Annotated in this window: 23 protein-coding genes and 3 tRNA genes; 9 read left to right on the forward strand and 17 right to left on the reverse strand. The window is 61.0% G+C overall.

Annotated features, from left to right (window positions below):
- Window positions 1-112: 112 nt before the first annotated feature.
- The gene (gene thrH / locus O5O48_RS13270; protein WP_088274091.1) at window positions 113-730 is read left to right on the forward strand and encodes a bifunctional phosphoserine phosphatase/homoserine phosphotransferase ThrH; all 618 of its coding nucleotides are present in this window, start codon (window positions 113-115) and stop codon (window positions 728-730) included.
- Here thrH and O5O48_RS13275 read toward each other — a convergent pair.
- From O5O48_RS13275 to O5O48_RS13340, 14 genes are all read right to left on the reverse strand, one after another.
- Window positions 673-1665, reverse strand: a complete 993-nt coding sequence (locus tag O5O48_RS13275) for a serine/threonine-protein kinase (protein ID WP_269687262.1) — start codon at window positions 1663-1665, stop codon at window positions 673-675. The two genes, thrH and O5O48_RS13275, sit on opposite strands and share 58 nt — an antisense overlap.
- Window positions 1665-2393 carry a PP2C family protein-serine/threonine phosphatase gene (locus O5O48_RS13280; protein WP_228247188.1) on the reverse strand — a complete coding sequence of 243 codons (729 nt, stop codon included), beginning with the start codon at window positions 2391-2393 and terminating at the stop codon, window positions 1665-1667. Before O5O48_RS13280 ends, O5O48_RS13275 begins: the two co-directional genes overlap by 1 nt.
- Entirely contained in the window at window positions 2390-5713 is a 3324-nt protein-coding gene (gene tssM, locus O5O48_RS13285) for a type VI secretion system membrane subunit TssM (RefSeq protein ID WP_269687263.1), read from the reverse strand. The genes O5O48_RS13280 and tssM overlap by 4 nt, the downstream gene beginning before the upstream one ends.
- The gene (gene icmH, locus O5O48_RS13290) at window positions 5710-6564 is read right to left on the reverse strand and encodes a type IVB secretion system protein IcmH/DotU (protein ID WP_269687264.1); all 855 of its coding nucleotides are present in this window, start codon (window positions 6562-6564) and stop codon (window positions 5710-5712) included. The genes tssM and icmH overlap by 4 nt, the downstream gene beginning before the upstream one ends.
- Before the next feature lie 5 nt (window positions 6565-6569).
- Window positions 6570-7901, reverse strand: a complete 1332-nt coding sequence (gene tssK / locus O5O48_RS13295) for a type VI secretion system baseplate subunit TssK (RefSeq protein WP_269687265.1) — start codon at window positions 7899-7901, stop codon at window positions 6570-6572.
- Between the two features lies 1 nt (window position 7902).
- A complete protein-coding gene (gene tssJ / locus O5O48_RS13300) occupies window positions 7903-8379 on the reverse strand; it encodes a type VI secretion system lipoprotein TssJ (RefSeq protein WP_269687266.1) in 477 nt (158 codons plus the stop codon).
- A gap of 4 nt (window positions 8380-8383) precedes the next feature.
- Window positions 8384-9469 (reverse strand): type VI secretion system-associated FHA domain protein, encoded by a 1086-nt coding sequence (locus O5O48_RS13305; RefSeq protein ID WP_269687267.1) that lies wholly within the window; start codon window positions 9467-9469, stop codon window positions 8384-8386.
- On the reverse strand, window positions 9460-9615 hold the full coding sequence (locus tag O5O48_RS13310) for a type VI secretion protein (RefSeq protein ID WP_269687268.1): 156 nt from the start codon (window positions 9613-9615) through the stop codon (window positions 9460-9462). Before O5O48_RS13310 ends, O5O48_RS13305 begins: the two co-directional genes overlap by 10 nt.
- A 212-nt stretch (window positions 9616-9827) precedes the next feature.
- Window positions 9828-10244 carry a PaaI family thioesterase gene (locus tag O5O48_RS13315; protein WP_269688704.1) on the reverse strand — a complete coding sequence of 139 codons (417 nt, stop codon included), beginning with the start codon at window positions 10242-10244 and terminating at the stop codon, window positions 9828-9830.
- 38 nt (window positions 10245-10282) lie between these two features.
- A complete protein-coding gene (locus O5O48_RS13320; RefSeq protein ID WP_269687269.1) occupies window positions 10283-11218 on the reverse strand; it encodes a PA2778 family cysteine peptidase in 936 nt (311 codons plus the stop codon).
- A 4-nt stretch (window positions 11219-11222) separates the two neighbouring features.
- Window positions 11223-11615, reverse strand: a complete 393-nt coding sequence (locus tag O5O48_RS13325) for a PA2779 family protein (protein ID WP_410172333.1) — start codon at window positions 11613-11615, stop codon at window positions 11223-11225.
- 166 nt (window positions 11616-11781) lie between these two features.
- Complete coding sequence (locus tag O5O48_RS13330) at window positions 11782-13065, reverse strand: NAD(P)/FAD-dependent oxidoreductase (RefSeq protein WP_228247180.1); 1284 nt, start codon at window positions 13063-13065, stop codon at window positions 11782-11784.
- A 102-nt stretch (window positions 13066-13167) separates the two neighbouring features.
- A complete protein-coding gene (locus O5O48_RS13335; RefSeq protein WP_269687270.1) occupies window positions 13168-14739 on the reverse strand; it encodes a DHA2 family efflux MFS transporter permease subunit in 1572 nt (523 codons plus the stop codon).
- Entirely contained in the window at window positions 14732-15763 is a 1032-nt protein-coding gene (locus O5O48_RS13340) for an HlyD family secretion protein (RefSeq protein ID WP_269687271.1), read from the reverse strand. The genes O5O48_RS13335 and O5O48_RS13340 overlap by 8 nt, the downstream gene beginning before the upstream one ends.
- Window positions 15764-15865: 102 nt before the next feature.
- Here O5O48_RS13340 and O5O48_RS13345 point away from each other — a divergent pair, with 102 nt between their 5' ends.
- From O5O48_RS13345 to O5O48_RS13365, 5 genes are all read left to right on the forward strand, one after another.
- Window positions 15866-16768, forward strand: coding sequence for a LysR family transcriptional regulator (locus tag O5O48_RS13345; RefSeq protein ID WP_228247177.1), 903 nt, complete (start codon window positions 15866-15868; stop codon window positions 16766-16768).
- Between the two features lie 69 nt (window positions 16769-16837).
- On the forward strand, window positions 16838-18313 hold the full coding sequence (gene gltX, locus O5O48_RS13350; RefSeq protein ID WP_269687272.1) for a glutamate--tRNA ligase: 1476 nt from the start codon (window positions 16838-16840) through the stop codon (window positions 18311-18313).
- 249 nt (window positions 18314-18562) lie between these two features.
- Window positions 18563-18638: transfer RNA gene (locus O5O48_RS13355), tRNA-Ala, on the forward strand.
- Between the two features lie 79 nt (window positions 18639-18717).
- Window positions 18718-18793, forward strand: a tRNA-Glu gene (locus tag O5O48_RS13360).
- 41 nt (window positions 18794-18834) lie between these two features.
- Window positions 18835-18910, forward strand: a tRNA-Ala gene (locus O5O48_RS13365).
- 41 nt (window positions 18911-18951) lie between these two features.
- On the opposite strand, the gene O5O48_RS13370 is transcribed toward O5O48_RS13365, so the two are convergent.
- Window positions 18952-21201 (reverse strand): Orn/Lys/Arg decarboxylase N-terminal domain-containing protein, encoded by a 2250-nt coding sequence (locus O5O48_RS13370; RefSeq protein ID WP_269687273.1) that lies wholly within the window; start codon window positions 21199-21201, stop codon window positions 18952-18954.
- A gap of 139 nt (window positions 21202-21340) precedes the next feature.
- On the opposite strand from O5O48_RS13370, the gene O5O48_RS13375 reads away from it, so the two are divergent.
- Window positions 21341-21787, forward strand: a complete 447-nt coding sequence (locus O5O48_RS13375; RefSeq protein WP_233049873.1) for an acyl-CoA thioesterase — start codon at window positions 21341-21343, stop codon at window positions 21785-21787.
- Between the two features lie 31 nt (window positions 21788-21818).
- Here the strand turns inward: O5O48_RS13375 and ppnP are convergent, their stop codons facing one another.
- Window positions 21819-22100 carry a pyrimidine/purine nucleoside phosphorylase gene (gene ppnP, locus O5O48_RS13380; RefSeq protein WP_269687274.1) on the reverse strand — a complete coding sequence of 94 codons (282 nt, stop codon included), beginning with the start codon at window positions 22098-22100 and terminating at the stop codon, window positions 21819-21821.
- Between the two features lie 127 nt (window positions 22101-22227).
- Between ppnP and O5O48_RS13385 the strand changes: the two genes are divergently transcribed.
- A complete protein-coding gene (locus O5O48_RS13385) occupies window positions 22228-23100 on the forward strand; it encodes an NAD(P)-dependent oxidoreductase (RefSeq protein ID WP_228247174.1) in 873 nt (290 codons plus the stop codon).
- Entirely contained in the window at window positions 23100-23357 is a 258-nt protein-coding gene (locus O5O48_RS13390) for a YkgJ family cysteine cluster protein (RefSeq protein WP_233049749.1), read from the forward strand. The genes O5O48_RS13385 and O5O48_RS13390 overlap by 1 nt, the downstream gene beginning before the upstream one ends.
- On the opposite strand, the gene O5O48_RS13395 is transcribed toward O5O48_RS13390, so the two are convergent.
- Entirely contained in the window at window positions 23354-24241 is an 888-nt protein-coding gene (locus O5O48_RS13395) for an EamA family transporter (RefSeq protein ID WP_269687275.1), read from the reverse strand. The two genes, O5O48_RS13390 and O5O48_RS13395, sit on opposite strands and share 4 nt — an antisense overlap.
- Between the last annotated feature and the right edge of the window lie 102 nt (window positions 24242-24343).

Consider the following 24343-nt stretch of genomic DNA (forward strand, 5'->3'; position numbering starts at 1 on the left):
TTATGCGATTTTCGACTTAGAACGGCAGGCTCCAGCCGCCTTGTGATTGCGCCGAGACCCGCTTGCCGGTAGATTGTGCGCCAGTCTCAAATGTGAATCTCAGGAGTGTCGTGTGGAAATCGCTTGCCTTGACCTGGAAGGGGTGCTGGTCCCTGAAATCTGGATTGCCTTTGCCGAGAAAACCGGCATTGAGGAGCTCAAGGCAACCACCCGTGACATTCCCGACTATGACGTGCTGATGAAGCAGCGCCTGTCCATTCTCGACAAGCACGGCCTCAAACTGTCGGATATTCAGGAAGTCATTGCGACCCTCAAACCGCTTGATGGCGCCGTCGAGTTTGTCGACTGGCTGCGCGAGCGTTTCCAGGTGGTTATTCTGTCGGACACCTTCTACGAGTTTTCCCAGCCGTTGATGCGCCAGCTCGGTTTCCCGACGCTACTGTGTCACCGCCTGATTACCGACGAAACCGACCGGGTCGTTGACTACCAGTTGCGTCAGAAGGATCCCAAGCGTCAGTCGGTGATTGCGCTCAAGAGCCTGTACTACCGCATCATTGCCGCAGGCGATTCGTACAACGACACCACCATGCTCTCGGAAGCGCATGCCGGCATCCTGTTCCACGCGCCGGAAAACGTGATTCGCGAGTTTCCCCAGTTCCCGGCGGTGCATACCTACGAGGACCTGAAAAAGGCCTTCATCGCAGCGTCCAACCGCGACCTGTCGCTCTGATCTGATGCAGCCGGCGGTCCCGCCGCCGGCTGCCATCGCCGCCGGACCGCCGGTGGCCACCCTGTTTTGCTTCCCTTTCTGAATGCTTCCAACAGCGCAGCCACGCTGCTGATCCGCGCTGCCGGATCAAAGGCCAGTGCCGTGCGCAGTTCACGCCATACCGGTTTTGGTATGCCATGTGGTTTCTGTAAACCGGTTTCTTGCTGCATGCGCATTGCCTGGCGCGCCGTCAGGCGGCTGAAGGGGTGGTGCCCGCTGGCCAACTCATACAGGACACAGGCGACCGCATACAGATCAGCGGCCGCGGTCAACTCTTCGCCATCGAGCAGCTCCAGCGCAGCGTAACGTGGTGTCCAGGCGGCCAGACGTCGGCTGAGCCGGGGTAATCGCTGCAGGGGACCCCGACAGCCTCGTCCCAGCCCGAAATCAAACAGACGCAGGCCGGCGGTGCTCAGGATGATATTGCCCGGCTTCAGATCACCGTGCAGCACGCCGGCGTCGTGTGCATGGGCAAGGGCAGACAGCAGGCCGACTGCGAGGGGTTGCAGCGCCGGCCAGGCCATCCCGTCGGGATGGTCGGCGATGATCTGATCCAGCGCAGGGCCCTCAAGCAACTCAAGCGTCATGAATGCCCGACCGCTCGCCGGGTCGATGTGGTAGCTGTAGGGGCGGATCACATTCGGATGGTGCAGGCGGCAGGTGAGGGCATATTCCGCGTAAAGCAGAGCGTTGGCATCGGCATGGGCGGCAAATTGATCGTTCAGGGCCTTCAGTGCCACACTGGGTCGGGGGTCGTTGAATTGCTCGCGCAGCAGGTCACGCACCTGATAGACCGCACCCATGCCTCCCACCCCAAGCAGGCGCTCAATACGGTATCGGTTGCCCAGCAGTTCGGGTATGGCGGCTGGTGCAACCGGAGGCGTCCTGGAGGGCATCAGCTTGCTCCTGCACCGATTCTGACAACGACTGCGCTCAGGTTGTCGCGGGCCGGCCCCCGCAATGCCAGGCTCACCAGCTGCGCCGCGCCGCTGCTGTCTTGGTGTTCAAGGGCCGAGGACAGTTGCGCGGGGCTCAGCTCCCGATGCAGGCCGTCACTGCACAGCAGCAAGGTATCACCCGGTTGAATCATGAACGTCACACTGTCCAGTTTCAGATGGTCATGCGCGCCGACTGCTCGGGTCAGTACGTGGGCACCAGGGTGTGAGGCGGCCTCGGTGCTGGTTACAGCGCCCCGGTCTATCAGTTGCTGCAGCAGCGAGTGGTCGCGGGTCAGTTGGTGAAGTGTTTGCTGGCGCCAGAGATAACAGCGACTGTCACCTGCCCACAGGCAGAGCGCCCGGTTTGCACTTGCCAGAAGGATGACCACGGTGCTGCCGACTGGACCGGCTGGCTGGCCCTGCACCTGGGTCATGTCTTGCGTTAGCCTGCGGTTGACCTGCTGCAGGGCCTGACGCACCCGACGCTGGTTCTGGTCGATATTTCCAGTCAGCTCAAGTGCGCCCAGTGTGTCGATTATCAGGCGGCTGGCGAGTGCGCCGTTGCGGTGACCGCCCATACCGTCAGCGACCGCCCAGAGCCCGTAGTCCTGAAGGGCCAGAATGGCATCTTCATTGTGTCGACGCTGATTGCCTGGATCGGTTTGAGAGCAGCTTGACCAGTTCATTGCAGGCGGGCCGGGAGGTTGAAGCCCGCCAGCAGGCCGGGCTGGAACGGGTTTGGAGAGCGTTGACTGTGCAGCAGATAGCGGGCACGCATGCCGCCGATATTGGCCCGCAGCTGAAGCGCGTCGCGTTGTTCCTCCTGCTCGAGTGTCAGTTGCTCAAGCAGGCGAAACAGCGACCAGGTACCCTGCTGGCCGTGCAGGGTCATTCGCCGGCCTCCCAGATCCTCCAGGGTTAAGCTGATGCGGCTGTCGTCCAGGCTTGCCGGCCAGGTGAACGCCTTGGGAATGATGGGGCCGTGGCGATATTCCAGCTGATGGCTCCCGTAATAAAAGCTGGCGCGGCTGAGGCTGGCATCAAGTGAGTAGGGTTCCAGGCGAAACCCGATGCCCGGCTCAAGCGGATTGCTGGCAAAAAAACTGTCGTGAATGGTCCTGGCCCGGTTCAGTTGTGTCAGCAGCCTTGCGGATATGGGCAATGCCCGCCCGTCCAGCAGTCGCAGCCGGTAGCCTGTGTCCGTGCTGATCAAAAATGGCTCCAGATACTGGTCGGTAAAGCCTTGAATAGTGCCCTCCTGCTGGAAGAAACGCTGGAAGTCGCCTAGCTCCACTTCCCGCTGACTGACTGGATTGAAGGGGTAGTAGTCGGCGATTGCGTCCCGGTATGGGCGATACACCTGGCTGCGATACTGGCCGTTCAGATACTCGGCCGCTGCGCTCAGCACGGTTCGCCAACTCTGGTCGGCAAGCTGCTTCACCCATAGCTGCAGCGGCGGCGGCAGCTGAGCTGCGCTGTCGCGGGTCGCGCCGATTGCATCGCGTTGGCGCTGCATGCGTGCGCTGGCCATCTTGTAGGCAAGCAGTCCGCGGGCGCTGCTGTCGCTGAGCTGGGCGAGCTGGTGTTGCAATTGACCGATGCTTTGCAATGCGCCAGCCAATTCCGGAGCGGGCATGGCATCGTCATCAAGCAGGCGGTGAAGGTGGCTGAAGTGCTGTTGCATGGCCAGCTTGCCTGCGCTGGGTGTTGGGTCGTCAGCTGTTATCAGTCGAGTGTGGAGCCTGATCTCCTGCAGCAGCGTCAGCAGGGGGGAGTGCCCGGACGAGAGCGCCGCCAGCTGATCCGCGCTAGCGCCGGACTGTGGTTGCAGGCGGAGGCTGGCCAGGGCGCGATTCCAATGCGAGGTGTAATCCTGAAAGTAGATGCTCTCCACGTCTGCCATCAGGGCCTGCTCGGTTTGCCTGTTAACCGGTTCGGCGAGGCCCAGTACCCAGTCGTCGGCCAGCAAGTCATGAATCAGCGCCGGACCTCTGGTTTTGATCAGGCTTTCATAGCCGGTATGGATGTAGAACCCGGGAATGTCGACCGGTTCGGCTGTCAGTAACCGGTGGTGGCGTCCAAGGCGGGCATCGAGGCGGTAGTCGGGGAGGGATCTGGAGCGCTCCCGGAGCAATCGGTAGCAAAGCCGGGGCAGGGGCTCTTGCCGCATGATCTCCCTGGCGCTGGCTATCAGGGACTCATCAAGCGTCTGGGGCATTGGAGCGGAGGCAAGCAGGCGGCTTAGATGGGCCTCCAGGCTCTCTCTGACCGCGGGTTGTCTGGGGTAGCGGCGCGTCCACTCCGTGTGCATCCAGTCCTCAAGGTAGGCGCTGTCCAGACGCTCCGGCAGACCCAGCATCAGGTAGGCGCGCAGGTGCCCGATCAACTGCTGGCGGTCTTCAAAGTCGGTGCTCAGACGGTATTCCAGCTGACGCATTACCAGTGGCAGCAGGAAGGTACGGAGTGCATCTGCATAGGCCTTTTCGACCACCGGCAGAGTCGCCTCGGACTGCTCAAGGCTCAGGCGCTGGAGGCCGGCAGGCATCGACGCCGGCTGGGGTATCAGCGTTGCCGCGTAGCGGGTATCGAGCTGCTGTAGCAAGGGTTCTATTCGGCTGTGTGCCTGGACCGCGGCAGCATCCTGGACGACGTGTCGGCCAAGCTCGGCAAGTTGCTGCAGCTGCTCGGTCTCGTGCCCGTAGCGCCAAGCCCAGCCAGTTGCAGACAGTGTCACACAAGCTGCGGCGAGACCGACCGTGACCCGTTGCCTGGTGCGTTGTCGCGTACGCTGCTCGTCTGCAACCGTGACGCCATCAGGCCGCCCGGCAAGGGGATTTTCCAGCAGTCGCCTGCTGAAGGCGCCTTGAACCGGAGGGCGCGGCAGCGAGCCGGGGACGAGAACGTCGTGTTCGCTGGCAGCGATCGTCAGATAGATTCCATGCACTCGACTGCCCTGCTGGTAGCTGTTGCTGGCAAATGCCTGGTTGAGGAACTGACGAAGCGACCCTTCCAGTTTCGCCAGTTGATAGGGAAGATCGTAAAGACGGCCGCGGCGCAGGCTGTCCGACTCCTGTTGGGTTCGACAGAGGATTTGACGATTCAGCTGAGCCAGCAGTGGGCCAAGGGCGCCGGTACTGGCCCGTGCCGGGTCCGCTGCACCCGGCAGCGTCGCGCCCAGTGGTTGCAGACGCTGCTCCGGTGTCAGTTGCTGGCATAACTCAATGATGCCGGGCAGCAGATCGGCCTTGCTCAGCAGCAGGTAAATTGGCAGATCGAGTCCCAGTGCCTTGCGCAACGTGCTCAGTGCAAGCCTGTACCGGCGTGCCAGTTGGTCGAGCTCAAGGGTGTTCTGCGTGGTCAGCAGGTCCATTGGCAGCATCAGCGCGATGGCATTGAGCGCCGGCGCCCGACGCTGACGCAATAGCCCCAGCAGTGCTGTCCAGGCCGGTGAAGGTGGCTCCTGATCTGCGGACGGCAGGCAACTGCCACCCACTTGAAGCCAACTGCAGTGGCTGAGGCTGTGCCACTCTGCCGGGCTGATCCCCTGGGGCCCATGGGGGGCAGTGACAGTTGTGCAGTATCCGCTTAACTCTGCGCTTGCAAACAGGCGCTTCTTGCCCGAGCTCTCCGGGCCGAGCAGCAGATACCAGGGTTGTCGACGTTGCTGGCGTTGGCTTACCCCGTGCTCTGCCAGCAGGTGGCGACTCAATCTGTAGCGTTGTTCCAGGGCGACGCGGGCCTGCAGGGTTGCTGCGTTGCTGGCGGCTTGCTCGCCGTTTGCTCGCCTTTGCTTGAGCTGATCGAGCAACTGCCAGACCAGCCAGGGCGAGAGCAGAATCGTACCAGCCAGCAGGCGGCTGCCGGGGCCGGCCAGTATGGCATTGCCGTTGAAGGCGATGTTCGGGCCGAGTACCCAGATCAAGGCAGCGAGGATCAGCAGTATCAGCAGAGACCAGCCGGCAGGTTTGCGCAGATAGGAGGCTACCCGCTGATAAAGGGCCTTCATCGTTTGACTCCCGGTTGTGCGGTGATGCTCGCGCTGCTGGTCAGGTAAGGCTCCAGCGCGGCGTTGCGGTGTTGCTCCAGATAATGGTTGAACCCCAGGAACAGGATTGTCAGGCAGCTGGCGGTGGCTACCGCCGTCACCCAGCCGGGCAACGGCCTCACCGGGGGGCACGGTTCAGGGTGGACGATCTGTGAGCCCAGGTGCATATCCGGCGGGCTGCGGTATTGCTGCAGCGCGGCGTGCAAGCGGCTGCGAATGTGTTCCAGTTCTTGCTGGCCGCGCAGTTGCAGCCGGTAGCGACCTTCAAAACCGAGGCAGAGGCAGGCCAGCATCAATTCGAGCATGTCGATATGCCGGGCCATGTCCTGTGACAGGCGGGTGAGCAACAGAAAGAACTTCTCTCCCCCAAAGGTTTCCTGGTGGAAGGCGCTGAGAAGGCTGCGGCTGGACCAGTTGCTGTTGTTGCCCCAGCGGGTATTGAGAATGGCTTCGTCCAGGGCTGTGCAGAGCACGTATCGGGCAGCCTGCCTGCTGGCAGGCGCAACCTCGAGGTGTCTGCACTGCTGGTCAAACTGCCGTATGCCGGCTTCCAGGGTGACGCGCAGGACGTCGATTGGCTCGCGCTCGCCGCTGCCGGTGCGCAGGGCGACCAGTTCGGACAGCAGTGGCGCTGCGGCGGCGAGCAGCGGGTTGGGCTGCACGTCAGTGGTGCGGCACAGATCATCGTCTGTTCGCGGTGCGATGCACGCCGCGGATGCCGCGTGGTCGGTCAGCGAGTATGGAGTGTGCCCGGCCATGCTGCCGGACAGGATGACAGTGCGATCGTCGTCAGGGTAGTCGCCGTTGTACATGCAAGTCAGTCTCTGATAGCCCACAGGGCCAGTTTCAGTTCGGGCAGATCGCCGGCGGCGTGGAAGGCAATGCCGCCGGAGCGTGATAGCTGTGCGCGTTCATCGCTGCCGGGTGTCAGCGCGAAATAGCAGTGGTCCCGGCGGAAGGGAAGCTGTCTGGGCGCGACGGGCAGTGGCTGCAGGCGGATGCCGGGCAGGTGCAGGTTGACCAACTGACGAATATGTTCGACGGCGCCGACCTTGAGGTGGTTGGGCAAACGGCTGCGCAGTTCCTCGCTGCTGCAGGCTGCCGTTGCGGCGAGTACAAAGCGTGCCCCGTCAATGAGGTCGGGGTCGTTGATGGGCGCGACTTGTACACCATACTGACGCTGCTGCAGCGGTAACTCGACACTGTGCTGTTCCAGCACGCTGGACAGACGTTGCCGCAGGACCCGCATCAGGGCATCGAAACTCCGGCTTTGATCAATATGCTGATATTGCAGCTCCGGCGGTGGCCGCCGACTGTCGGAGCAGAATGTCGCCAGCTCTGCCTGCAACGACAGCAGAATACTGTACAGCTCGGCGGCGGGTGTCTGGGTCCTGTGCTGGTGGTGCCGGAGGATTGCCTCATGGCGGTTGATCAACTGCAGGGTCAGCAGATCCCCGATCTCAGCCCCGGCGGCCTGGCCACGGGCGAGCATTCGTTCTGCCAATACGTCTGCGCGCTGCTGCAGCAGGCTGATTACCTCCTGCAGGCAGCGTCCGAGAAAGGGGCTGGGCTGACAGTGAATAAAGGTTGCCGGAAAACGCTCGTCCAGCCTGACGCCTCCGTCGGCAGTGCTGTCGCGGACCGTACAGACCCTCAGGCGGACCAGCCCGGGCGATTGTGCGTCAGTGTCCAGTTGCAGTTGAAGGTTCGGTCTGGCGCAGAGCAGCGGGCTCCCTGTTTCGGCGTGTCCGTTACTCTCGTTCAACGGCTGGGTGACGGTCACGAACCGGGCCATGGCGGTGTCGCGTTCAGGGGGGGCAGCCCCTGTGGGTTCAGCGGCCTGCAGTGGCAGGGTCAGATAAATGTCGGTGTCGGTCTGGTTGGCGGGGATATCCAGCGCGAGTGGTGTCGGGGCGCTGTCCAGTTGAAACAGCGTGCCATCCGGCAGCAGGCCGCTGGCCTGGCTGATGACCAGTTTCCCCATTGGCAGAAAGGCTTCGTCGATCTTGAGGCTGTGAAAGCCCCACGCGTCTGCGAGCAGGCCTTTGATGCGTAGCGCCAATTGCTGTTCGTGGTACCTGTCCTGCCCCTGGAAGTGCTGGGGGCGCAGCAGCATGCCCTCCTGCCAGACGATCTTCAGTGCCTGCATGTCATGGTGCTCCATTGCTGACTGGCGGGTGCAGCCCGTTGCTTTCGAGCTGCACTCGAATGGCGTTGCGCTTGCGCGGGGCCAGGTCCAGGGTCAGACGCCAGCGGGCACCGGCCAGGTCGCGATAGCTGGCCACCAGCCCGAGATGACGGGTGTCCGGTTGCAGGGCCAGTTTCAGTGTGCGCTGCTCGCCCGGGCGCAGCTCCATCTCTTCCATAGCCAGCAGGTCCGGTGCCAGCATCGCTGCCGGACGCTGCTGCAAATCGAAGTAGTCGGCTTGCTCGAAAGCGGCGGCATGGCTGAGTTCAACCAGTTGCAGTACCAGCGGAGAGGGCCTGCCGTTCAGGTCCGGATTGAGTTGGTCCGACGCATTCAGGGTCAGATTGAGTTTGGTCAGATCAGAGTAGGGTGACAGCTGGCTGCAGGCACCAAGCAGCGCGCAGGCTGTGAGACTGACAAGGAAACGGGCAAAGGGCATGGGGTTATCCGAGATGTTGGTGAAACGCGCCCAGAAGGCGTGCCTGATCCTGATAGGTGCGATTGAACGCATCGCTGAATAGCTGCTGCAGCTGCTCCGGCCGCCGGGCATAGACTTCACACAGTGCGCGCCAGCGGGCGCTTTCACTGCGCAGTGGGCCCATCGATCCGACCAGGTGGTGAGGTGCGAGTAGTTGAGTCAGACGCTCGGTGCATTGGCGGTTGGCCTGTTGCATTGCCAATATCTGGGCGCGCAGTCGGTGACAGCCGCTGCGCAGCAAGCCGGTGGCGTCTGGCTCATGCTGTAACAGGTGCTCAAGCAGTGCCTGGGGCGTATCGTGCTGGAGGCCGGGATGGGGGTGGTCCCTGAGACCCAGAGTCTCGTCCAGCTGCTGCGCTGCGCGCAGGCTGAGTTGCAGCTCGCCCAGCAGAACTCTTAGCAGGGATGCGGCTTGCAGCGCCTGCTCGGCGAGGTTGTCGCGGTTGTTGAGGTCCAGCCCCAGGCGCTGGCAGATCTGTTCGGCCAGTGGGTCGTCTTCAGGCGGCCTGTAGTCTGACAATATTGCCCGCCGCGGCAAGCGGACATGCTCCGACTCTATGCGGTGGTGATCGTCCTCGGTTGCCAGTGGGGCGGGCGCGACGATACTGGACTTTGGCTCGTTGGCGGGTAACAGCGCGTCGAGCAGGTCGTCGGTGTGGCAGTCGGCGTCGCTGCCGCCCAGTTCGAGAAAGGCGTCGTCCGGAATAAGGCCCTGCGGAGCCACGGGGACGGCCTGCAGTCTGGCTCTGACCTCAAGTTCACCCATGCGATAGATGTGGCCGTGCTCGATGTCTACCGGCGTACCGTGCGGCAGCTTTTGGCTGTCGTGCTTGCGGGTAATGCCGTTGCTGCTCAGATCGACCAACTGGTAGCGTTGCTGGTCAAAGCGGATCTCGGCATGCTGGCCGGACAGTATGCGAGACGGGTCGTCCAGCACCCAGTCACAGTGGCTGGCCCGGCCGATGATGCCGCCGGCTGCTCTGAAGGTACGGCAGCGCGCGGGCTCATCCTCGCGGCGTGGCGGATGAATCACATCCAGCGTCAATTCCATGCGCCACGCTCCATGGGTCGCGGCTCTATTGGCGTGTCGAGTGGGCGGTATTGCTCATCGTCAAAGCGCAGATTTCCGCTGCAGCCGCCGAGCAGGCAGAGCAGCAGCAGGGTAGCAAGATGGTACTGTGGTGGTGTTCTGGGCATGGCAAATCCGTTGCGGGTCCGGCGCGAATCGTCCTGAATCGCGCTTGGGGTCACTTCAGCAATCTCTGTTCCTGAATTATATAAATCAGTTAAATCAACAGCTTGGGTTCTGTTTGTGACTCACGATGGATGCCGTTGTGACGGGGTTGTCACCATGGTGCGCAAAGGCCTGCGCAGTAGCGGTAAAAACTGGCGCAGGACCGCCGGCAGGCTCAAGGTATCTGGCGGGCCAGGGCATAGGTGCCGGTGGCATGCGCCACCAGATTGTGTTCGTCGCCCGCGCTGTACAGATCAACTGCGCAGACCGCCTGGCGTTCGCCGCGCTTCATCCAGGTTGCTCTGGCGTAGAGGTCAAGTGGCGCGGGGCGTGCCAGAAAGTGGATGTTCAGGTTGCTGGTGAAAGCCATCTCCTGGCGACCCGGCCCGGCAAGAATCAGCGCATACATGGCGGCGTCTGCCAGTGCCATCATGGTTGGTCCGGATAGTGTGCCGCCGGGGCGGATCAGCCGGGTGTTGAACGGGACGCAGGCGACCGCCGTTGTGCTATCGCTGCTGATGACCTGCAAGTCGAGGTCGTCGGCATGTGGCACGCCTTCCCGGATCAGGGTTTGAATATCGCTGGATGACAGCATCAGGATTGGAGCCTCACCTGGGGGAGGCTCTATGGTCATCGACAGACCGGGATCGTACAAGCGGCGTCAGCGCCAACATGTATGCCGTTTTGCGAATGGTTTGCGGCGCAGGCACGAACCTGTTCTGCGGCCTCTGTGCAGCCCAGTTCTTCCATGCCGGTTGCCAGATTGTTCCAGCCTGCCTGGTAGTCGGGGAAACGCCGCACCAGTTCGCTGAAGTGCTCCAGCGCTTCGCTATGGCGCCCGCTGCTCCAGGCGATATTGCCGAGGCCGAGCAGTGGCGCCGGCTGATCGCTCCAGCGCTCGCTGGCCTGCCGATAGGCTGCCTCGGCACTGGTGGTCTGACCAACCTGTTCGAGGTCCGCTGCAGCTTTCAGGTAGGGCAAAGGCTCGGCTGTCGCCGGTATCCTTTCTGCCGGAACTGCGACGACGGCCCAACTGTTCGCGCGTTGCCAGGTGCGCAGGAATAGTGCAAAGGATTCGCGCTGGCGCGCGTTCAGGCCGGAGTGAAGGATTAGATCCCGGGTGTTGAGATCATAGCCAACCACCACTGCGTAGTGCCATTGCGGGTACCAGTCGAAGGCCAGATTCTGCATGACCAGCACTGCATTGCCGGCATCGATTTCGCGCAGAATGGCGCCCAGTTCAGGCGCGAGCGGATAGACCAGCAGACCCTGTTCTCGGGCGGCCGCAATCATTTCTACTTGCAGGCTGCCCTGGCGCTCGGGCAAGTAGACACGGTCGGTGAGCTGCTCCGGTGCAATGTCGATGTTACGCTGACCAAGCAGCATCGACAGCGCTGCAGGGCCGCACTGATACTCATCTTGGGCATGAAACGGCAGATTGGTCAGCAGCCGATTGGCCAGGAGGTTGTCCGGGAGGGTTTGCTGTGGGGTAGGGGTTAGCCCGGCACAGGCTGACAGCAGTGCTGTCAGCCCAAGTGCCAGGGCCAGGCGAATAGCCCTGGTCATGATGTCAGTTTACGCAGTTGACGAAGCTGTAGACGTTGGTTGCGCAGAGCATGTCGGTGATGATGAAGATGACCAGAAACAGCACGATGATGCCAACAACACCGGCACCTGCGGGTGCTTCATCCAGCTGGCTGTTGAACTGGGCAAGCTCGGCGGCGGTCAGGCTGTCGATGCGCTTTTCAACCTGGTCGGGTGTTACACCCATGCTGGCCAGCTTGTCCTGAACGGCCTGATCATCGAGCATGCTTTTGAGTTCGGCACGGTCCACGGTCAGTTGCTGCTGGGCAATGGCCTCACCAGTGCCGACCATCGCGGCCTGGGCCTGAATGCTGGCCAGTGACGTCAGCATGAACAGGGCGGTGAGCATGATGGACAGGTAACGCTTTGTTGTTCGCATGAAAGTCATCGGACATACCTCGATTTGTTGTGGCTTCCCTGCTTGGAAGCTGTTAACCACGATAGGTGGCTTCTGCTGGTGCGCAAGACGCGCTCCCTATAATCGACCCATGCAATGCCTGCGGGTTCCACTATGCCATTGCAGCTGTGACCTGGTTCACGACTTATCAGATGCCCAGCTTGTCGCGCATCTGGTAGTACCAGGCACCAATCGCGGTGAACGGAATGCGGAACAGTCTGCCGCCCGGGAAGGGGTAATGCGGCAGCGCGGCAAAGGCGTCGAAGCGCTCTGCCTGGCCGCGCAGGACCTCTGCGAGCACCCGCCCGGCAACGTGGGTAAAGGTAACTCCGTGGCCACTGCAGCCTTGCGAGTAGTAGATGTTGTTGCCAATGCGACCCATCTGCGGCAGGCGTGACAGGGTCAGCAGGAAGTTGCCGGTCCAGGCATAGTCGATCTTCACGTCCTTGAGCTGCGGGAAGGTCTTGATCAGGTTGGGACGAATCAGCGCCTCGATGTTGCTCGGGTCACGGGCACCGTAGACAACCCCGCCGCCAAAGATGAGGCGCTTGTCGCCGGAGAGACGGTAGTAGTCGAGCAGATAGGCACAATCCTCTACACAATAGTCCTGCGGCAGCAGCGATGCGGCCAGCTCGTCCGACAGCGGCTCTGTGGTAACCACCTGGGTACCGCAAGGCATGGACTTGGCCGCCAGTTGCGGCAGCAGGTCGCCCAGATAAGCGTTGCCGGCGACGATCACATAACGGGCTTTTACCTGCCCCTGCGCGGTATGCACGACGGGATGCTCGCCCTGGTCGATACGGGTCACCGGCGACAGCTCGTGAATGACGCCGCCCAGTGATTCGAAGGCGGCTGCCTCGCCCAGCACCAGGTTCAACGGGTGAATGTGGCCGCCGCTCATATCGAGCATGCCGCCGACATAGATATCGGTATTGACTACCTCGCGGATGCGCTTGCTGTCCAGCATCTCGAGCTGGGTGTGGCCGTAGCGCTCCCAAAGCTGCTTTTGAGCCTCAAGGTGCTTCATGTGCTTGCTGTTGAACGCGGCAAAGACGCCGCCGTCTTTCAGGTCACACTGGATGTTGTACTGGGCTACGCGCTCGCGAATGATGCGTCCGCCTTCAAAGGCCATATCGCCTAGCAATCGTGCCTGCTGAGCGCCCAGGGTGCGCTCGATAACGTCGATGTCGCGGCTGTAGCTGTTGACGATCTGGCCACCGTTACGACCGGATGCGCCAAAGCCGACCTTGACTGCTTCCAGTACGGTGACCTTGAAGCCCTGTTCCGCCAGGTGCAGGGCGGCAGAGATACCGGTGAAACCGGCACCGACGATGCAGACGTCGGTTTCATGGCTGCCTTGCAGGGCGGGGCGCTCGGGCGCGGGGTTGGCTGAGGCTGCGTAGTAGGAAGTGGTGTGTCGGGTCTCGGCCATGGGGGCACCTGTGCAAATGTTTGTTGAAAATATTTGACAATATGCGCCGATCCTAACGCTTGGGATGCTCTATTGCTATAGGGTGATCAAAAAAAACGACAGTCAGGGGTGTGCGGGTTCGGTCTCTGCCGCGCCACCTTGTGGTGGCGCTTTTGGCAATGGTTTGCACAGTAATACGAAGATCATCGAGCAGCCGAGCATCAGGGCAATCAGATGGAAGGCATCGTTGTAGGCCATGATGGCGGCCTGCTGATGCACCTGGTTGTTCAGCAGTTGCAGTGCGCTCTGCTCATTGCCCAGCTGGCCGGTGAGCAGGTGCATGCGTTCTTCGAATGCCGGATTGCCCGGGGTTATATGCTCACGCAGGAAGTCGAAATAGTATTTGGCGCGGCTGTCGAGAATGGTCGCCAGCGCGGCGATGCCGATAGCGCCGCCAAGGTTGCGCAGAATATTGTACAGACTGGAGGCAGAGCCGGCCTGCGAAGGCGCAATCATGGCGGTAGCGATGATCGACATGGGCACCAGGACCATGGGCTGTCCGAAGGCGCGGAAGATCTGGATGGCGATAAACTGATCGCCGGCAAAATCCAGGCTCAGGCTGCCGCTGTAGAAGCTGGCAAAGGCGAACAGAAAGAACCCGGTCGCGCAGATCAGCCGCGCATCGATAAAGCGCATGAGGATCGGTACCAGCGGAATGATCAGCAACTGGGGGATACCCATCCACATGATGACCTGACCGATCTGCAGCGCGTTGTACTGCTGAATCTGGGCCAGGTAGACCGGCAATACGAATACGGTGCCGTACAGGCCGACCCCCAGACCGATATTGGCCAGGCTGCCGAACAGAAAGTTGCGATCCTTTAGCAGGCGCAGATTGACCAGAGGGTTTTCTCTGGTGAGCTGAATGATGACGAAGCTGATCAGACTGACAAAGCTGATGACCGCCAGTGCCAGCATCAGATTGGACTCCAGCCAGTCCTTGCGATGGCCTTCTTCCAGAAACACCTGCAGGCAACCCAGGCCGACCGCCATGGTAACAATGCCCATGTAATCGCCCTGGCGCAGCAGATCCCAGCGTGGTTGCGACTTGTCCAGCCCGTACATCAGCCCGGCGGCCATCAGAATGCCGGGGACGATGTTGATGTAGAAAATGTATTCCCAGCCAAAATGTTCGGTCAGCCAGCCACCGATGGTGGGGCCGATTGATGGAGCAAAGGTGGCGGTAATGGCAAACAGTGCCATGCCCTTGGGGCGCGAGGAGGGCGGCAGCTTGATCAGAATCAGGGTAAAGGCAAACGGGATCAGCGCGCCGCCGGCAAGGCCTTGCAGCGCACGAAACACGATCATGCTTTCCAGGCTCCAGGCCATCGAACACAGCAGCGACGCGATGACGAAGATGGCCGAGATGGTTACCGCAAAGCGGCGTGGTGAAAAAATGGTAGTCAACCAGGCCGCGAGAGGGATGATGATGATCTCTGCCACCAGGTAGGAGGTAGAAATCCAGGAGCCTTCTTCGATGGTGGCCGACAGCGCGCCCTGAATATCCTTCAGCGACGAGTTGATGATCTGAATGTCCAGAATCGCCATGAAGGCGCCGAGAATGGCGCTGAGCAGGGCGATCCAGTCGCGCCTGCCCGGTGGTGGTATGTCGTGGGCGGAGCCGGCGTTAGTCACGCAGATCGACCTTCACGTGCACCGACATGCCGGGTCGGATCAGGCCAGCCAGCGGATTGTCTTCATCGACCACCAGCTTGACCGGGATGCGCTGAACCACCTTGGTGAAGTTGCCGGTAGCGTTGTCCGGCGGGAGCAGACTGAATTGGGCGCCCGAGGCGGGGAAAAGGCTCTGTAAGGTGCCGGTCACTGGCTGATCGGGAAAGGTGTCGAATACCAGTTCGGCCCTCAGCCCTTCGTGCATACGGCTGATCTGGGTTTCCTTGAAATTGGCCTTGATCCACAGTTCGGTATCCGGAACCACTGCAAGCAAATTGCTGCCGGGAGAGACGTTCTGGCCGATGCGCACATTACGCTGACCGATTCGGCCGGCGACCGGGGCGTGAATTTCGGTACGTTCAAGGTCCAGGCGGGCCTGCCCGACTGCCGCCTCGGCTGCCTGAATCTGGGCGTCCAGGCGGGCGATGTCGGCGGCAAGGGTATCCTTGGCCAGTGTTTGTGTCTGCAGCTCTGCCCGTGCCTTGCTGACCTGCGCTCGAGCCACTTCCAGCTGCGCCCGGTAGTTGCTGAGCTGTTCTTCGGAGGCATAGCCCGACTGGCGCAGTGGTGTGATGCGCTTGATATCGAGCTCAACGCGCCGCTGCTCGGCTTGAGAGGCTTCAACGTTGGCCTCGGCTGCCGCTATCAAGCTGTCCTGCTGTCGTAGCCGTGATTGCGCCTGTTGCTTCTCGGCGCTGCGGGTCGCCAGGTTGGCGGTCGCTTGCGCCAGGGCAATTTCGAAGTCGCGGGGATCAAGCCGGACCAGCAGGTCGCCCGGTACAACGGCCTGGTTGTCATCCACCAGTACCTCTGTCACCTGTGCAGAGAGGCGACTGGATACCAGGGTGATATCGCCCTGAACGTAGGCGTTGTCGGTTTCTTCGTAGAAACGGCCTACCAGCCACCAGTGTCCGACGGCGACCAGACCGGCGATTGCGCAGAGGAGAAGGAAAACGAACAGGCGTGCTCTAACTCGGGCTGACATACAATTTCTCGATTATTTTTCTGCCTGCACTCTAACACTGTTCCGCAGGGTGCCGGAGGCGCTAGAATCTGGAAACTTTGTTGCAGCGAGGGAACAGTAAGCATGGGTTTGGATGATGCGTTGATCTTCACGCGGGTTGTGGAGTGCCACAGTTTTACCAGCGCTGCGACGACCTTGGGTATGCAGAAATCAACGGTCAGCCGCCGTATTGCCCAGCTTGAAGAGCGCCTGGGCGTGCGCCTGCTCAACCGTACGACGCGCAAGTTGCGGCTCACCGAAGTAGGGCAGGCCTACTACGAACGTTGTCGCCAGATCATGCAGGAGTTCTCCGAAGCCGAGCAGGCCATCATGCAACTGCAGCGCGAGCCCACGGGCCTGTTGCGCGTCAGCTCGCCCATCGAATTCGGGCAGCTGTTTCTCGGAGGTGTCGTCGGTGAGTTCATGCGCTGCTATCCGGCCATTCAGGTTGAGGTCGAGCTGACCACGCGTGCTGTCGACCCGGTCGAGGAGGGCGTTGATGTGGTGATCCACCTCGGGCGGCCACAGGACTCCAGCCTGGTCGCCCGGCGACTGATGACCAGCCCCCGGCAGTTGTACGCCAGCCCGGACTACATCAAGCGTTGCGGCATGCCGGCCGAGGCGTCCGAACTGACTCATCATCGCTGCATTCACGCGTTGGCCGATGGTGCGCGCAAGTGGCGGTTCGATCAGCCGGCGATTAGCGTGCCCATCTCGCCGGTACTGGTAGTCAACAACATTACTTTCGCGCGCGAGGCGGCGCTGGCCGGGGTCGGTATCATCAACGTGCCGGCGTTTATTGCCGAGTCCTGTGTCGAGGAAGGTACCCTGGTGCGTGTGCTGGAGCAGGCCGAACTGCCCTCCGGGGAATTGTACGCGCTCTATCCATCGCGTCGCTTCCAGGCCATGAAGGTGAAGGCGTTTATCGACTTTGTGGTTGAGCGACTGCAATTGCGATCGTCTAGTTATATAGAGGTTGAGGGCTGAGCCCTGATAAAATTCGCCCCATTGTGTAGTTCGTCCCGGATTGTCCGGGTCACCTGATCGAGAGAGTTCATGACTGTTCGTACCCGCATCGCACCTTCCCCTACCGGTGATCCTCACGTTGGCACCGCTTACATTGCCCTGTTCAACCAGTGTTTTGCCCGCCAGCACGGTGGTCAGTTCATCCTGCGTATCGAGGATACCGACCAGGTCCGATCCAGCGCCGCCTCCGAGAAGCAGATTCTCGATTCGCTGCGCTGGCTGGGACTTGAGTGGGATGAGGGGCCTGATGTTGGCGGCCCGCACGGCCCCTATCGTCAGAGCGAGCGCAGCGCGATCTATCACGAGCATAGTGAAGCGCTGATCGAGAAGGGCCATGCCTTCCGCTGCTTCTGCTCCAGCGAGCGTCTCGATGCGCTACGGGCCGAGCAGATGGCGAACAAGCAGACGCCCGGCTATGACGGCCACTGCCTCAGCCTGAGCACCGAAGAAGTCAGTGCGCGGGTTGCTGCCGGTGAGTCGCACGTTGTGCGCATGAAGGTCCCGGCCGATGGCATCTGCAAGGTGCAGGACATGTTGCGCGGCGAGATCGATATCCCGTGGGAACAGGTGGACATGCAGGTGCTGATGAAGGCCGATGGGCTGCCGACCTACCACCTGGCCAACGTGGTAGACGATCACCTGATGGGTATTACCCACGTCCTGCGCGGCGAGGAGTGGATCAACTCGGCGCCAAAGCACATCCTGTTGTACCAGTATTTTGGCTGGGAGATGCCACAGTTGTGCCACATGCCGCTGCTGCGCAACCCGGACAAGAGCAAGTTGTCCAAACGCAAGAACCCGACCAGTATCACCTTCTACGAGCGCATGGGTTATCTGCCCGAGGCGCTGCTGAACTACCTCGGCCGCATGGGCTGGTCGATGCCGGATGAGCGGGAGAAATTCACCCTCGCTGAAATGGTCGAGCACTTCAACATTCAGCGTGTCTCGCTGGGTGGGCCGATTTTTGATATCGACAAGCTGTCGTGGTTGAACGGGCAGTGGATTCGTGAGTTGTCGCAAGACCAGTTTGCCGCAGCAGTGCAGCAGTGGGCGCTGAATCCGGCGTACCTCAAGCCGATGATCTCGCTGGCGCAGACCCGGGTGGAAACCTTCAGTGATCTGCCGAACCTGCTGGGCTTCTTTATGGCCGGCAAGGTTGATCCCTCACCTGAGCTGTTTGTGCACAAAAAGCTGGACGCCGACGGCGTGCGCAAGGCGCTGCAGTTGTTGCTCTGGAAGCTTGAAGCGCTGCGCGACTGGGACAAGGACAACATCACCGGTGTCATTCAGGCTGTCGCAGCCTATATGGCACTGAAGCTGCGCGATCTGATGCCGCTGCTGTTCCCGGCGATCACCGGCCAGGCCAGCTCGGTCTCGGTACTGGACGCCATGGCACATCTGGGCCCGGACCTTACCCGTTACCGTCTGCGTCAAACCGTCGAACTGCTGGGCGGCACCTCGAAGAAAGAGAACAAGGCGTGGCAGAAGGAGCTGGAGGCTATCTAGCCTCCAGCTGCAAGCTGCAAGCTGCAAGCTGCAAGCTGCAAGCTAGAAGCTGAAAGCAAAAGCAAAAGCAAAAGCAAAAGCAAAAGCGGCGCGGGGTTCGAGCCTCGCGCCGCGATTCGCCGCCACCCCAATCAGCTTGCGGCTTACAGCTTCCAGCTTGAGGCTTTGTTTTAGATAAGTTGCTGTTTTGCGTAAATTTCTGTTGACACCCTTGGGCTTCGCTCTTAATATTCGCCCCGTCCTTGAGACGGGGCTATAGCTCAGCTGGGAGAGCGCCTGCATGGCATGCAGGAGGTCAGCGGTTCGATCCCGCTTAGCTCCACCAAGTTTTTTTGGTCAACGTTCGCGTTGACCTGTTTTATACACTGCTGAACAGATTCCAGCCTGTTCAGAGAAGGGATTGCGTCCCCTTCGTCTAGTGGCCTAGGACACCGCCCTTTCACGGCGGTAACAGGGGTTCGAGTCCCCTAGGGGACGCCATTTTTACCGGCACACGTGAGTGTGTCAGGGTCGCAAGACCTGGGGCTATAGCTCAGCTGGGAGAGCGCCTGCATGGCATGCAGGAGGTCAGCGGTTCGATCCCGCTTAGCTCCACCATTTAGAAGGGCCGGCGAATTCGCCGGCCTTTTTTTTATCTGTTATTCCTCGACCAGGCAATCTACCCGCCAGTAGCGTTCGCCTTCTATCAGGTCCTGACGCAGGCCGTGAATGTCGTTGCCAAAGCCGGGGAAGCGGGTTTCCAGGTCGATTGCAGCGGCCAGGTAGGCGGCGATGGTGTTATCCGTCGGAAAGCGTTCTCCCGGCATGATGACGGGGATTCCGGGCGGGTAAGGCACCAGCATCACGGCGCTGAGCCGGCCACTGAGGGCGCTTACCGGGACGGCTTCAGCCTTGCCTCTGACCATTTGCTGATAGGCATCTGCCGGGCGCAGTGTCATCTCGGGCAGTTCGGTGTACATCGCGCGCTGCAGGTGCACCAGAGCATGCTGTTTGTAGCATTGATGCAACTGCTGACACAGGTCGCGCAGGCCAAGCCCTGCGTATTGTGGCTGCCGGGCGATCTCGGGCAGTGTGCTTTCCAGCGGTGCGTTCTGATCGTACAGGCGCTTGAATTCGCGCAGTTCCGACAGCAGCGTGCTCCATTTGCCCTTGGTTATCCCCAGCGAAAACAGAATGAGAAAGGAATATAGACCGGTCTTCTCCACGACCAGGCCGCGACCGGCAAGGAAGCGGGTGACAATCGCTGCCGGGATGCCGCTTTTGCCAAGCCGTCCCTTCTCTTCGATGCCTGGAGTGAGCAGGGTGACCTTGATTGGGTCGAGCAGCGCATAGTCCTCGGCCATGGCGCCAAAGCCATGCCAGTCGGAATTGTTGCCGAGTGTCCAGTTCTCCGCTTGCAGCTGTTCTGCGCCCAGTGCCTCCTCTGGTTCCCAGACATCGAACCACCATTCCTCATCGGTCAGCTGTTCGGCGGTCTGCTGCATGGCGCGACGGAAGGAGAGTGCCTCGTCCAGGGTTTCCTGAACCAGCGACTCGCCGGCCGGGCCGGCCATCATGCCGGTGGCAACGTCGATCGACGCAATCATGCCGTAATGGGGTGAGGTCGAGGTGTGCATCATGTAGGCCTCATTGAAGCGCTCGTGGTCGAGCTGCTGATCTGCGCTGTCGCGTGCCAGGATGATGGACGCCTGGGACAGTGCGGCCAGTACCTTGTGTGGCGACTGGGTGGCGAACACAAGGGGGTGGCCGGTTCGGCTCGGCTGGCTATGGCTCATGCCGTGCCGGCCCTGATAGAAGGGGTGGAAGGCTGCGTAGCCGTACCACGCCTCATCGAAGTGCAGCACGTCAACGCGCTCGCGCAGTTGCTCGGCGACCATGTCGGTGTTGTAGCACAGGCCGTCGTAGGTCGAGTTGGTCAGGACTGCAAGGCGAATGCGGGCGCTGTCTGTGCGGTTCTGCAGCAGGGGATGGTTGCTGATCAGGTGAGACAGGTGCTCGCTGCTGAAACTCTGGCGGGCTATCGGGCCGATGATGCCGTAGTCGTTACGCGAGCCGGTCAGATAGATGGGGATGGCGCCAGTCATGATGATCGCGTGCAGAATCGACTTGTGGCAGTTGCGGTCAACCAGTACCAGGTCGTCACGGGTAACGTAGGCGTGCCAGATGATCTTGTTCGATGTGGAGGTGCCGTTGACCACATAGAAGGCATGATCTGCGCCGAAGACGCGGGCGGTGTTGTGTTCGGCGTCGGCAACCGGGCCGGTATGGTCAAGCAGTGAACCGAGCCCCGGTACCGAGACCGAGAGATCCGAACGCAGAGTGTTTTCGCCGAAGAAGTCATGGAAGGCACGGCCGACCGGGCTCTTGCGAAAGGCGACGCCACCGCCGTGGCCGGGTGAGTGCCAGGAGTAGCTGGCACGGCTGCTGTACTCGAGCAGGGCCTTGAAAAAGGGTGGAAGAAGCTGAGCCAGATAGCTGCGGGCGGTGCGCGCAATTTGCCCGGCAATAAAGGGCAGAGTGTCTTCAAACAGATAAATGATTCCGCGTATCTGGTGCAGTTCGCGCAGGGCGCCGAGTTGCTCGGGGTCGATGGTCTGGCGGGTGGTAATTGCCATGATCGGCAGCTCGGGAGAGCGGCTGTGCGCAGCATCAAACAGCGCCTCAACGTCGTTTATTTTGCTGAGTGCCTCGGGCGTGAAGAGGATGCAGGCGAGCCCGCGATGTGCCTCGGCAATCAGTCGGCCTTCTTCCAGCTGCTCTGCACCCAGTACCTCAAAGCCTTCATTGCCCAGAGCCTCGAGCAGCGCGGCCAGTTGGCGGCCTGCAACGTTGTTCTGTCCGATGGCGGGATGGATGACGAGGATCGGGAAGTTGAGCTGTTTGAACATGGTGCGTCCCTGATGTTGGCAGTGCCTCCAGACTAATCCAGGTTGGCGTGCTTTGCATGCAGGTGTGCGGCTTGGCTGGTGTCTTTGTAGTACCATCGCTCATTCAGCCAGCAACCACGTCGCAAGGAGATGCATGTCAGTGAATTGGGATCTGCCAACCCCTTTTGTTCAGCCTATCAAGGTCGTGTCCGAGGATATCGACGAGCTTGGGCACGCCAATAATGCAGTGTATGTGCGCTGGCTTGAGCGCTGTGCCTGGGAGCATTCCAAGTCGTTGGGGCTGGGGCTGGCGGAGTATCGTGAGCTGGATCGGGCGATGGCGGTACTGCGCCACGAGATCGATTACCTGGCGTCGGCATACGAGGGTGACGAGCTGGAGATGGCGACCTGGATCTTTACCTGGGATCGCAAGCTGCGAATGACGCGGCACTTTCAGTTGGTGCGCAAAAGTGACGGGGTCACCTTGCTCCGTGCGCGTACCACATTTGTCTGTATCGAGTTGTCTTCCGGTCGCCCAAAGCGTATGCCCGAGGCCTTTATCGAGGGTTATCGCAAAGGTATGACGCAGGCCCCGGAAGGGTTCTGAGAAGGCCCGGCGCAGGGCGCCGGGCAGGCGCTCAGCGGTACTCGCACAGGTAGGCGGTATCGCGCTCGACCTTCAGGTTGAAGCGACTGTTGGTCGGCACAGTGAACTGATCGCCAGCGTTGTAGGTGGTCCATTCGTCGCTGCCGGGCAGCTTGACGGTCAGCGCGCCGTTGATGACGTGCATGATTTCCAGTTGGCTGGTGCCGAACTCGTACTCGCCTGGAGCCATTACGCCGACAGTGGCTGCGCCTTCGGGTTGCTTGAAGGCGATAGAGGCAACCTGACCATCGAAATACTGATTTACCTGGAACACGCGCAATACTCCTGCAGATGAAAGGGCGCTCATTATGCCGAGGGCTGATCTGGCGGGCAATTGGGGTTATGCAGGTTCGACTGTAGGGCTGGGCGGTCGTTGGCGTCTGACAACAAAGAGGTGTGCTATGGCAAATGTTGCATTTATCGGTCTGGGTGTCATGGGCTACCCCATGGCGGGGCATCTGCAGCGCGCGGGGCATCAGGTTACGGTTTATAACCGTACTGCCGAGAAGGCGGCGCGCTGGGTGCAGGAGTATGGTGGCCGTTTTGCCGACACGCCTGCCTCTGCCGCGCGAGGGCAGGATTTTGTGCTGCTGTGCGTTGGCAACGATGATGATCTGCGAGCTGTTGTGTGTGGCGAGCTGGGTGTATTTGCCGGCTCGCACAAGGGGCAGGTGGTAGTGGATCACACCACGGCATCGGCCGGCGTGGCCCGCGAGCTGGCGCAGGCCGCTGCGCAACTCGGTGTAGGCTTTCTGGATGCGCCTGTTTCCGGTGGCCAGGCGGGGGCGGAGAAGGGGCAGCTGACGATCATGGCTGGTGGTGATGAATCGGTATTCGACCTGGCGAGACCGATTCTGCATTGTTATTCGAAGATGCTCCGGCATATGGGTGAGGCGGGCAGTGGTCAGTTGACCAAGATGGTGAACCAGATATGCATCGGTGGCTTGCTCCAGGGGTTGGCCGAAGCAATGCATTTCGCTCAGCGTGCCGGGCTGGATGGCGATGCCGTGGTGTCGGTGATCAGCAAGGGCGCTGCGCAGTCCTGGCAGATGGAGAATCGCTACCGAACCATGCTTGATGGCGAATTTGATTTCGGATTTGCGGTTGACTGGATGCGCAAGGACTTCGCCATCGTGTTGGATGAGGCCCGGCGCAACGGTGCGCAGCTGCCGGTTACGGCGCTGGTTGACCAGTTCTATGCTGATGTCCAGGCGATGGGCGGCGGGCGCTGGGATACATCCAGTCTGATCGCCCGTCTGCAGAAGGGTGATTGATGGACTGTCGTGCAGAGTGCGGCGCCTGTTGTACGGCGCCGTCCATTACCTCGCCGATTCCCGGCATGCCTGGCGGCAAGCCCGCTGGCGTGCCCTGTGTGCAACTGCTGTCTGATATGCGCTGTGCGATCTTCGGCTCGCCTGAGCGCCCTGCGGTCTGTGCGGGATTCTTGCCGGAAGAAAGTGTTTGCGGCAGCACGCGGGCTGACGCTCTGCGGATTATTGGTTGGCTGGAGTCCGAGACAGGCGCAGCCTAGCCTTGCTGCAGCGGCCTGCCGCGACGACGTAGAGCGCCACCGAATACGTTCACTGCGAGTCCCAGCATGATCAGTAGCGCGCCCAGAATCTGCATCTCATTGAGCTTTTCGCCGAGAATCAGGCTTGATGAGCTGAGGCCTACCACCGGAACGAGCATCGAGAAGGGCGCAACCCGGCCCGCCGGGTAACGGGACAGCAGTCGGCTCCAGAGGCCGTAGCCAATCAGCGTGGCTCCGAATGCCAGATAAAACAGGGCAAAAATGGCGGTCCCGCTGACCTCTGACAACGCCTGGTGAATCTGTCGCGGACCTTCGAGCCAGAATGACATTGCCATGAACGGTATTGGCGGGATAAGGCTGCCCCATACCACCAGACTGGTCAGGTTAACCTGTCCAACCTGCTTGGTAATGATGTTGCCGCAGGCCCACATCAGGGCTGCACACAGCGTCAGGATCAGGCCCAGCGTTGTCATGCTCGAGCCGCTTTGCAGGCCGATCAGCAGCAGTCCGGTCGCGGCGACCAGAAGGCCGGCCAGGTTGTGGATACGGGCCTTTTCGCCTAGTAGCGCTGCTGCCAGCATCAGGGTGAAAAATGCTTGCGACTGCAGCACCAGAGAGGCCATGCCTGCCGGCATGCCGCTGGTCATGGCGCTGAACAGGAATGCGAACTGCCCGAAGGAAATGGTCATCCCGTAGGCTATTAGCCAGCGCAGGGGGATGCGTGGTCGGGGTATGAAAAATACGGCCGGAATGGCTGCAAGCGTGAAGCGCATGGCGCCAAGTAGCATCGGCGGCAGGCTGTCGAGCCCTAGCTTGATAACAACGAAGTTAAGGCCCCACAACAGGATCACGGCGAGCGCGCGGAGCAGGTCACTCAGGGGCATTGGCAGGTATCTCGTGTGTTTGGGTAGCGGTCTATCCAATCACGAAAGCCCGCCGGGCAAGCCATACAGTCAGGTGCCATGTGAGCTGAACAGTTTGATGCG

The sequence above is a fragment of the Halopseudomonas sp. MFKK-1 genome (assembly GCF_027474385.1).
In the GTDB taxonomy this organism is placed as follows: domain Bacteria; phylum Pseudomonadota; class Gammaproteobacteria; order Pseudomonadales; family Pseudomonadaceae; genus Halopseudomonas; species Halopseudomonas aestusnigri.